Genomic DNA, 3227 nt, shown 5'->3' with positions numbered 1-3227 from the left:
ATCAGAACACCATTGTTTCTCGGTGTCATACCTGCTGTAAAGATCATATTGCCAAATCTCGTTGCCGGTACATACTTTCCCTGCGGAATTGGATTCGCTTCTTTTGCCATGATAAAATACCCCCTATGTTTATATCTTTTTTCAAATTCTGCCAGATAAAATTCAGCCTTTCATTCGATCATCTGTAAAACTTAAACTCCAGTTTCATCCAGCTTTAACACAGTCTGATACAGAACATCCGCCCCCATATCGATATGTTCCGGTTTTGTATATTCGTCTCCCTGATGGCTGATGCCCTTGACACTCGGAACAAAGATCATACCGATTGGGACACCTTCGTGGGCCATCGAATTCGCGTCATGACCTGCACCGCTGGGCATGATGATATGGCTGATTCCCTTTTCCGTGCAGACATCGTCGATCAGTTTGATCAATCTCGGATCACACGGTGTGGAATATTTGGCACTGGTATTTACAAATTCAAACTCACAGTTCGGAATCTCTTTTGCGAGTGCCTGAATATCTGCATAGAACTGATCTGTTACAGCCTTGTCCATATGACGCATCTCAAAGTTCGCCACAGCCTGTCCCGGAATTACATTTTCCTGTCCGGGTGATACAGCGATCTTTCCGACCGTGAATACAAGTGTGTCATTCAGTTCTCTTGCCCGCTCTTCTGCTGCTACGATCAGCTTTGCCATTCCGACAAGCGCATCTTTTCTGTTAGCCATCATCGTTGTGCCCGCATGGTTGCTCATGCCTTTTGCCGTTACCTTATAGTCGATGATGCTGACGATTCCGCTGACAACTCCCACATCTATTCCCGTATGATCGAGTTTATCGCCCTGTTCGATATGATATTCCAGGTAGCACTCATACTTGCTGATATCTCTCTTGGCTGCTTTTGCTTTTTCCGGACTGCAGCCAAACTTTGCTAATTTTTCCGCATATCCGGGAATATCCGGATCGAGCATCCCTGTCACGCATCTGCTTCCAAATGTACCGCCAAGAATACTGGACTCTTCCATATTAAAGCCCCAGATCTCCAATGGATGGCGCAGGGTACGTCCTTCATCCTTTAAGCGGGCTGCAACTTCCAGGGCACCGGTCACACCCAGCATTCCATCGTAAACACCGCCCTGCATAACTGTATCCATGTGGGAGCCGATCACAATGGATTTTGCTTCCGGGTCACTCCCCTGCAATACGCCATGAAGATTTCCGACCGGGTCAGTCTCCACCTGCATTCCCAGCTCCTGCATGCGTCCTTTTAAAAACTCAAGCGCCTGGAAATATTTTTCTGAAAATCCCAGTCTTGTGATCGAATCATCTTCGTTCCGTCCAATATTGCCCGCCTGTTGGAGCAATTCGTTTAATCTGCTCATTTTAGTCATCTCCTCCATTAAGTTTTCCACGTGCCGTCCTCAGATTTCTCCTGACGAAACACGAAAGTATCTCTTATCAGCCAATTCCCCCAAGCAGCGCCCCCGCCACAAGTGCGAGAAGCGCAGCCGGAACCAATACATATTTTCCAAGCGGCATAAACCAGCTGCCGATCGGTTTTTTCGTTCCTTTGTTAACTGCTGTAAGCGCAAAATCCTTTCCGGCTACCCAGAAAAACATGATAGCGGCAAGCATCGCGCCAAGCGGACAGATATAAATGGAGACCGCATCCATCCATCCGGAAACGATTCCCTGGATCATCAGGGAAATGATACCGCCAAGCATCGCGATCACTGCAACCGCAATTTTCCGCCTGAACCCAAACCGCTCCTGCATCATCTCTACCGGTGCCTCATAAAGATTTACCAGAGAGCTTAAGCCTGCAAACAAAACACAGACATAAAAGACTATCTCTACACACCATCCGCCCGGCATGCCATTAAACACATTCAGCAGATAAATAAACATCAGCCCCGGTCCGCCTGACGATAGTTCTGCGCCTCCCACTGCCATGCCCGGTATAATGACGAGTGCCGCAAGAAGCGCCGCTAATGTATCAAAAAATGCTACATTTCTTGCTGAGCTGACCACATCCTCTTCCTCGCTCAAATAAGAACCGTAAATGACTGTTCCATTTCCTGCGATGGAAAGCGAAAAGAATGCCTGGCCGAACGCGTAGATCCAGAGTCTTGGATCAAAAAGCCCTTTTGGCTCCAGTGTAAAAATATAACGATATCCATGTTCCGAACCTGGAAGTGTAAAAATATATATGCCGAGCCCAACAAACAGGATAAAAAGCATCGGCATCATGATCTTATTCGCTTTCTCAATTCCGCCGGAAATTCCATATGCCATGATCACCGCGGTTACAAGCATTGCGACCACCTGCCATACATTATTTCCAAATGCGGCGGCTGTACCTCCAAACAAGCCTTCGATCGCGGCTACGTCCTGCCCTAAGTGGAAGAGACCACCGGAAAGTGCAAAAAATGTATATTTAAAGATCCATCCTACGACCACGCTATATCCGATCGCCAATGCCAGGGATCCGATAACCGGAATCACACCGATCACCTCTCCTGTCCGCTTATTTCCGGTGCGGATCTCCGTACATTTACCGAATGCTTTGATCGGTCCGCTCTTTGCCGCGCGGCCAAGCGCCATTTCCTCGATCACTCCGGTAGAAGCGATCAAAATAACAAACAGAACATATGGAAGCAGGAACGTCATTCCACCCCATTCTGAAACCATATATGGGAATCTCCAGATATTCCCCATACCAACAGCCGACCCAATGCAGGCCAGCACAAATCCTGTCCGGCTCTTAAAGCCATCTCTATGTTTTCCCATACACTTACAACTGCCTTAGAACAGCTATGTCCCCTTTCTCATGATTCATGTTTAAACTTTTTTGAGCGTGTGACCCTCATGCATGAACTCTATCGCGTGCTGTCGGCAATTTCTGCTGATACATTCAGCCAGCATTTCCGAACATATTTTATCATACCATGCAATCCTATGATTTACAAGCATTTGAAATTGTTGCTACGACCGCAGTGGAGCGGAGACATTCGAACCGTTCGAGCCCGGGAGGGCTCGAACATACAAAAAAGAGCCATCCATCGGATGTCTCTTTTCTGTATCATTGAAAGCACGAGACGTCGCAGAACGTCCGGGGGACGTTCGACTGCGACGACCGGAGCGGAGCGTAGACATTCGAACCGTTCGAGCCCGGCTGGGCTCGAACATAGAAAAAAGAGCCATCCATCGGATGACTCTTTTTT

At 47.8% G+C, this 3227-nt stretch carries 2 protein-coding genes; both read right to left on the bottom strand.

Annotated elements, in window-relative coordinates; genetic code table 11:
- Positions 1 to 191: 191 nt before the first annotated feature.
- The gene (locus DW826_RS17655; protein ID WP_117470125.1) at positions 192 to 1385 is read right to left on the bottom strand and encodes a Zn-dependent hydrolase; all 1194 of its coding nucleotides are present in this window, start codon (positions 1383 to 1385) and stop codon (positions 192 to 194) included.
- Between the two features lie 76 nt (positions 1386 to 1461).
- On the bottom strand, positions 1462 to 2793 hold the full coding sequence (locus DW826_RS17650) for a sodium-dependent transporter (protein ID WP_117470126.1): 1332 nt from the start codon (positions 2791 to 2793) through the stop codon (positions 1462 to 1464).
- Positions 2794 to 3227: the final 434 nt, after the last annotated feature.

Origin of the sequence: Clostridium sp. AM34-11AC, from assembly GCF_003435375.1 — a bacterium.
In the GTDB taxonomy this organism is placed as follows: Bacteria; Bacillota; Clostridia; order Lachnospirales; family Lachnospiraceae; genus Pilosibacter; species Pilosibacter fragilis.
This window is presented reverse-complemented; position numbering and strand designations above follow the sequence as displayed.

Excerpts from the sequence above, each read along its gene's own strand:
- DW826_RS17655 (WP_117470125.1), bottom strand. The coding sequence starts at position 1,385 with ATGAGCAGATTAAACGAATTGCTCCAACAGGCGGGCAATATTGGACGG.
- DW826_RS17650 (WP_117470126.1), bottom strand. The coding sequence starts at position 2,793 with ATGGGAAAACATAGAGATGGCTTTAAGAGCCGGACAGGATTTGTGCTG.